The 7,572-nt window shown below is 33.6% G+C and carries 8 protein-coding genes; all 8 read right to left on the reverse strand.

The window, feature by feature from the left end; genetic code table 11:
- Window positions 1–94: 94 nt before the first annotated feature.
- The 8 genes from L2567_RS20315 to L2567_RS20350 all read right to left on the reverse strand — a co-directional run bounded on the left by L2567_RS20315 (window position 95) and on the right by L2567_RS20350 (window position 6,688).
- A complete protein-coding gene (locus L2567_RS20315) occupies window positions 95–1,186 on the reverse strand; it encodes a DNA polymerase beta superfamily protein (protein ID WP_235299696.1) in 1,092 nt (363 codons plus the stop codon).
- On the reverse strand, window positions 1,176–1,946 hold the full coding sequence (locus tag L2567_RS20320; protein ID WP_235299697.1) for a nucleotidyltransferase domain-containing protein: 771 nt from the start codon (window positions 1,944–1,946) through the stop codon (window positions 1,176–1,178). Before L2567_RS20320 ends, L2567_RS20315 begins: the two co-directional genes overlap by 11 nt.
- A gap of 81 nt (window positions 1,947–2,027) precedes the next feature.
- Entirely contained in the window at window positions 2,028–2,423 is a 396-nt protein-coding gene (locus L2567_RS20325; protein WP_235299698.1) for a hypothetical protein, read from the reverse strand.
- A 3-nt stretch (window positions 2,424–2,426) separates the two neighbouring features.
- A complete protein-coding gene (locus tag L2567_RS20330; protein WP_235299699.1) occupies window positions 2,427–2,816 on the reverse strand; it encodes a hypothetical protein in 390 nt (129 codons plus the stop codon).
- A gap of 604 nt (window positions 2,817–3,420) precedes the next feature.
- On the reverse strand, window positions 3,421–3,939 hold the full coding sequence (locus tag L2567_RS20335) for an SRPBCC family protein (RefSeq protein ID WP_235299700.1): 519 nt from the start codon (window positions 3,937–3,939) through the stop codon (window positions 3,421–3,423).
- Entirely contained in the window at window positions 3,920–4,360 is a 441-nt protein-coding gene (locus tag L2567_RS20340) for a hypothetical protein (RefSeq protein WP_235299701.1), read from the reverse strand. Before L2567_RS20340 ends, L2567_RS20335 begins: the two co-directional genes overlap by 20 nt.
- Window positions 4,361–4,462: 102 nt before the next feature.
- Entirely contained in the window at window positions 4,463–5,737 is a 1,275-nt protein-coding gene (locus L2567_RS20345; protein ID WP_235299702.1) for a S41 family peptidase, read from the reverse strand.
- Window positions 5,738–5,827: 90 nt separating this feature from the next.
- On the reverse strand, window positions 5,828–6,688 hold the full coding sequence (locus L2567_RS20350; protein ID WP_235299703.1) for a T9SS type A sorting domain-containing protein: 861 nt from the start codon (window positions 6,686–6,688) through the stop codon (window positions 5,828–5,830).
- Between the last annotated feature and the right edge of the window lie 884 nt (window positions 6,689–7,572).

Consider the following 7,572-nt stretch of genomic DNA (forward strand, 5'->3'; position numbering starts at 1 on the left):
TGGAAGGAATGAGTTTAGTGGCGTATTCGATTCGAAAGAATGAGCATGAAGAGCCGTATGAGCTGAGAGGTTCACGTACGGTTCTGTGAGAGGTTTAGGGGTGAGAGTCCCCTTTACCTACTCGATACTTTTCTAGTGCATAAAATTTTTTTCTTATTTCAAACGCTAAATTCCTTATCATTTTGTCGTCTGGTTTCTCTTGAAGATTACTTTGCTTAAAAGCTTGCTCCATTTCATTTTGTTTCTCTGAAGCTTTCTCCAACAACTCATTGTAATCAAACTTTCCACTTTTTATCTCTAGTAAAAATTCGCGATCCTTTCTAAGTACGTTAATTTTCTCATCTCTTGCAATTTCTATTGCCATTTCTAACAATCTAAAGGTATGCATCATATTTTTAGCATCGTAATTCTTACCATGACTCATTGTGTTTTCATATCTATCTTCATTTCTATTCTCTACCCACAACCAATACTCTTTGTAATCTTTACAGTAGGATGAATATCCATCATGGTTAAAGTAAAGTAGACATTGCTGTATTTCATTTTTTGGAATAGAACTTAGTGAGATTGAGTTCGAAAAATCATTTTTCATTATCCCTTTATAGCCTAAATCTTCATTGTGATAGAGACCATATACATCCTTCATGTTAGGGATTTTGGTTAATCCGCAATCTTGCTGTTTAAATCCTTTTAAAGAGAGAAATTTAGTCAAAGGAACAGACCCATTTCCATAATTCACATAACAGAATTCAAGTACTGTTTTCCTCTTTTTGTCGATTGGTTTTAGGATTTTTTTATTCAAACCTTTGGCTTTCTTAATTTGGGAGATTGCAAATTTGCCAAAAGTGTTTTCACAAAGTTTTGAGAGGATTTGTGATGGCTCGATAATATCTAAGTAGGGATGTTTCAACAGAACTGCATGTTGCGGAGAATTTAAAAGTTCTAATATATTTGGATTATTTACGACCAGCAATTCCATAAACCTTCCCAATTCATAATAGACAATATCATTGGTTTCATTACTGACTTGTGGTATATAATTTAATCCGTAAAAATCCGATTGCGGTAGTATAAAAACACCTTTTATATCAGTATCAGAAGTTGGGGTTTCTAGTCCATAGGCTCTGCTACCACTAATACACTCCATTATGATCAAATCATTTTCTTTTAGATCCTCAATTGTCATATTTTGATATGTACTTTCTAAATATTCGATCAAGCTGACTAGAATCGCATTTGGACGGTGGAAGAGTTTCTTTCTTTAATTCTGCTTCTTCATTAAAGTTCTGAATAAGGTCTAATAAAGGTTGTTCACCACTATGAAGATATGACTCTGTAATACTGCTTTTTAGTTTAATTAATTCTTCAATCCTTGATATTAATGTTGATTCTATACCAAGATTTGGATATATTTTATCAAATTCAATTGGAGGCTTTTCTTTTTTTTCGAGAATCCATTTGCACACAAATGCAGATCTTAAGGCATAAAAGAACTTTTTGAGTTTGTAGTCTCTGTTTAATTCTAAATCTGCAACAAATTTTTTAGACATACTCAAATAATGATGGATTGTCGCTATTCTTGAATAGCAGGTATTGCTAATGTCAAGAATGTCATTAATAAATTCTGGATCAGATTTGTAAACTATCGGAGATTGAATTCTTTCAAGAATTGGAGCATTTGACTTTCTCAATAGAGCCAATGACTTCTTTAAGTCCCAGCCTGATATGTCAATATCATTATTCTCAAGCATCTTATCTATTGTATCCTTCTTTTCGCTTAGACTTAAATACCAATCTTTTTTATGGACATAAATAAGTCTTATGTCGAAATCACTGTCAGTTGAGGCAAATCCCCATGCTCTTGACCCTGTTTCACATGCCCATAAAATCTCGATATTTTTTGATTCTTCAATGGATTTTAGATACTTTCTTATTTTATCTGTCATTCATGATTTTTTAATAGATGGTAACGGTTCTGCTGCACCCGTCGTGCCGACGTTAGGAGGCATGATCGTGGTCACAGCTTGTTACCTCTCGTTTTCTATTTTAAACACAGATTTTGGTTTTGTTTTATAATTCACCTCTCCATTTTCTTCTATTTCTATTATCATGTCTTTAATAGCATTTGAATAATTTTTAAAGCCTTCAAAAAATTCTGGTTTAGCCCACTCTTTGCCGCTATTTGAATTGATCTCATCAACAGCCCTAAGTATCGATTCTTTTAATGTCTTTTTCTCCCCTTCATTAAGTTCGTTGAAGTCAATTGTATATGTTGCTATTTTCTCTTGGTTCTGAATGTATTCAATTAGTTGAGATTTATGTTTATTGTCCATAAATTTCGTAGCCGTTTTCAATAGGTTTGTATAAACCCATTTTGCTGGGGCCCATGCATGTCCACCTTCAAAAATTATAAATCCTGCCATATTCTATAACACTTCCCATTCACCAAAGTATTCATCTCCGGTAATTTTTTCGAGTAATTGACATAACGGAGTCCAAGATATAATGCTACCATCACCGTTATAGATTAGAATACAGTTTTTCCGATTAATAGTATCATAATCTTCGGATCCCATAATTACACCGTAGTCTTCATTGCTTATCTGAATTACTAAATTACCAATGTAGTTTCCTTTGTCTTCAAATTCTAATTCAATATAGTTGTTCAATCTTGAACCTGACTTAAATGCTGGTTTTCCCCAATGTTCTATTGAATCACTTATTACCTCATTGTTTAGAAGTTCCGATTTTATCTTTTCTGTCTTTAATTCGCCGATATCTTCTTTCGGTACAATTCTTAATATTATATCTGACATGATTTTCTGATTTTTAATGAGAGGTAACGGTGATGACAAGCGAAGTTTCGCTCTTCATTAATTATCGTTTTTCCAAAAATATGAATTTTTAGTTCTGCACATCGCATTTCATGCTATTCGAAGCGAAATTGCGTCTTGTCTAGTGTTAGGTGGAGTACAATTTAAGCGTTGGCCTCCATCTGAAAGTCTTGTCAGATTATAGATAATGCCGTTGGAATGATCGCTCTTATCTTTAAATGATAGCGGACTCACACGGACAAGAATAGTAAGCTGATTATCTGAAATTAATTGACATGTTCGGAATTCCAATCTCAATCTTACGTGTAGAAAAAAATCAGACAGTCAGTCCTGAAAATCGAAGTAAACTGCATGAATTTAAGATTCGATTATCGTGAGAACAAAGTGATCATAATTTGTAAAAATCCACTTGTAAGAAATACGCTATCAATGTGCAGTGCGCTGGCAATGCACCCAAACGCAACCCTCTAATCACGTCCTTGTCAACTATTCTGAATCAATTTTCAGGACTTTCAAAACGAGAAACGTATTCCGCCTAACGTGATAGCTGTAACCGGCGTGGCGTCGCGATAGCAGCCATGACGAGTTAAAGCGTGTTACCATCCGTTTTCAATTTAAGAATTTCTTTATATCTGCCTGACTCAGCATAATATTTTATAGTATTGTTTCGGATAATAAGAAATTGTTGCATGTATTTCTTTAGAAAAAGGATATCGGCAAATTTGCCCAATATGCCTAAAGGAGATTTATATTCAAATTCGTCATTCATGATTGTATAGTTCTTTGTTTCTTTAAATCTGTGAATGTGTTTGAAGGACTTAAAAATTCCTTTTTCCATTTCATCGGTAAAGTAACTGTACTTATCCATAGCTGTAATTTTGGATGTCAATGTTTGATAGAATCCAAAATGTTTAGCTCTCCAAGTAACGGTATCATGTAATTCCATTAAACCTGCTGTTAATCCACCAATCACTTTTTCATCTGTTTGACTTGTTGATATTTGGTGTAAATCAACACTTCGTGAAAGATTAAAGACAATCTCAATTGGAGAATTTATATGTGTTGTAAGTTGGATTGTTGGCATACTAAAATAGATGTTGGTCATTCCATTTGAGCCTATTTTTTAATAAGTATATTAAAAAAGGTACAAGTACAAATATCTCTAATCGCAGATTAATGTTTATATTGGATTTATCTAAAATCAGGTCATAAATTCCAAGATTTAGAAGACAAACTATTAATCCAAGGCAAGCATCAACTATTCCTAAATTGAATGCCCATTTGAGTCTTTTTATTATCGCAAAACCGACAACTAGCTTTAAAGCAAATAAAAAGGCTATAAATGCTCCAATTGGATTAAATAACGAGTCAGAATTTATTCCATATATGCTTAAAGCAGTCTTGTAGCCCATTAAATTTTGAGCTAGTACAATTGGTATCAGGCTTCCAAACAAAATGAATAGATATGAAAAAAATTTCATCCAAGCTGGAATATGATATTGTTCTGATGATTTATCTAGTCTCATTCGTTTATCTATGGTGATTCTAAATGGATGGTAACGGGATAGCGATAAGTGGAGGAGCGACGTTAGGAAGCTCTTACAATTTATCGCGTGTTATGCCCTGTTTCATTTATTTGCGATAATCTTAATTGAATATTCTATTGGATCTATGTCTTCCGAAATTTCAATATCCGGTTTTATTCCTAATCCGATGTAATCATCTCCGTTAGGTAATGCATCCCTTTTAGCTACAATGCTGACAGCGACTCCATTTGATAAATCGAATCTTAAAGGTTGGCCTGAATTGCCTTTACTTCTTTGACCTATTGTTTTTATGTTATTATTTCCCATAATGTATATCAAAAAATCTTCCGCAGCTGAAATCGTTTTGTTTGACTGAATTACGATAATTGGGACTTTGATTTTTTCTATTTCATCTAAAACAACAATTGTATCAGGATGGTGTACTTCATAGGCTATATTATTATAGAAATCCTGATTTTCTTTAAAAGATGGATCTTCTTCATATCCTTGATGTCTACTTCCTCCAAATGCTTTTTTTGCTGCATTATGGATTCTTGTTTTCCAACTAGGACCTACAATAAACGGTCGTTCTACTAGATGTTTTGCTATCTCAATAGCATTTTGTCCATTTCCTCCACCATTATTGCTTACATCGATAATCAGCCCAGCTGACTTATTTACTTCAGGTATAATTTCTCGAAAATCACTCACTACGACACTATCAGAAAATGAAGTAATAGTCACTATTGAGATGTTATCTTTATGGTCTATTGAAAATCTATTATTTTGTGATCGAATGTTTGTTGGATAAAGCTCAATTTTTTCACCTTCCCTAAATCGTTGATTGAGATTTCTGATGAATGCTTCTGATTTAATTTCTCCCTCGGGCGTTTGAAACTCTATCGCTACCGCAGAATTTTTTAATCCTCTTAGATTGGAAGTTGGGTCTTTTCCATCTACGCTTAGAATCTTAGAGCCTGGAGGAATCATATCTTTATATTTTGATTCAATTCTCGAAATCACAAATTCATCCTTTTCTGTCGCAATCATAACTGCAGGCACATCTGTCTCATCATACATCCATTGACTATTCAAGATAAGTGTTTTATTATTATCGAAATTCTTCATAAATGCCTTTAAAACCTTTATGTATTCCTCATTATTACGTGCTTCTAAAACTTTGGGAATAGTGCTTTTATATAAGCTATCAATATCAAATTCGATTTTGTCAATAAATGCGAAATTGTACACTATCTCAGACCATATTTTTGACAATCCGAAAATCTTTTCTTCTGTTGATATTACATCAGAAAATGATTGACTATGTGTTGCGATTGATAGTGATAGAAAACAACTAAAAATTAATATGATTCTCATTTATTTGTGTTTTCATTTTGGCTAAATAGGGCATAACGGTTAGTACACCTGCCGTACGACCGATAGGAAGTATGGTCATGGTGTACATTGTTAATCACTTTTTATAATTTTAAAATTTGTTTTTATTCCTTTTTCAAAATTGGAAATACTGAGAAAATAAATTCCTTTGTTAATCAAATCAAAGTCAATTACTTCTGATTTTTCTATACTTCCATTTCTTTGATAGATGGCTTTCCCACTCAAATCAAATATTTCAATACTTCCACTTAAGATTTTGTCATTTAGGCTTAAGTTCAATTTGTCATCAACTGGATTTGGAAAAAGTTCTAAAGAAATGGTTGATTTCACTTTTTTAATTGAACTGACTATACACTCTCCTTCTCCATAGATTTTTTCGTCATTTTTGAATGCACATAAGAGGATTGTTGGTAGTCCATTTATATAATCATTGTCTTGATATCTGAAACCCAAATTACTAACAACTCCTTCAATTAGTGTAAATTTTTCGTTATCTATAAAGTGCAGTGGGAAGTTGAATCGTACATGCTTTCTGTTGTCCTTTATGTATATTGAGTCGACATTGTAAAATTTGTGTTCGCTATTCCAAACCCCTCCAATATATAGAGAGTCACCAATTTCTAAAGCCAAATCCATTATCAGATATTCCTCATCGCTTTGGTTATTTCGGTACCATGCTTTTTGATTTAATGAATCCACTCGAATAAATCCACGAATTTCATCTAACCCCTCATATCCATCTACAATCTTAAACGTAAATCCATCTATTACAGTATCACCAACTATTTGATGTTCTGTAGAGCCCAAGCCCCATAGATTTCCGATTGTCAAGTTCCATTGGGTAGATTCTGACCCAAACAGATTCTCGTATGTTTGACCTATTAGTAGATTTGTGATAACTAAAAACAATATTGTTAATTTTCCTGCCTTCATTTTTTAATAATTGTGATTAACGTGATAGCGATAAGAGGAGTCCGCCTTTCACAGTGTCCGTTTCAGATTTAAAAATACAACTTTTCGTAATTTTCGCTGCATTATTAATGATAGGGGAGCGGATTACTCCTTATCGCGTGTTATCTCCCGGCGCATTATTTGCGTCGCTTTTGCTCATGCCATACAGCTGTCCCGTTTCTATATGTACTTCTTATAAATCATAAGTTTCATTTCGTGGCAGCTCATTTCGATTTCATGTGCTTGAATTGTGCTTTTATTATTTCAAATCCTGATCTAAAGTTGATTGAAGGACAATGCCACTCATGAGTGTATAATTGGCAAGTACTCGCTAGATTGGCCTTGCATACATATCTGATTACTCTTTCATTATGTGCTACTCTTACAATCGATTGAGTAAAGTTGGAATGTATTTTCATCTTAAATCGTGAATTTAGATTGAATATAGGATTACGCCGCTCATGAGCGTTTAATTGGAATGTACATGTCAGATTGGCTTTGTTTAAATATGTGACTACTCTTACATTATATGCCTCTATTTCAATCGATTGAGTAAAGTTGGAATGTTATTTTCTTGAATCTTGATATGAAATTGATTGAAGGACTAAGCCGCTCATGAGTGCTCAGTTGGAAGTTTGTTTCGCTTAATTGGACTGCTGCAGCTTTATTGATCTTGCTTTAAATTATCTAAATCGAATTGGAGTAAGTCGGATTTGCTGTCTTACTTTCGCTGGGAAGATAACGGCCAGCGGCATCCAGAGTGCGACCGATAGGGAGCATTATGTGATGACGCATGTTAGTGGTAGGCACTTCTTTCCTCACAGTTGGCTAAGATATTCTAAGGGTGTTAATATTCCTAATTTACT

This window comes from Portibacter marinus (assembly GCF_021533195.1).
GTDB lineage: Bacteria > Bacteroidota > Bacteroidia > Chitinophagales > Saprospiraceae > Portibacter > Portibacter marinus.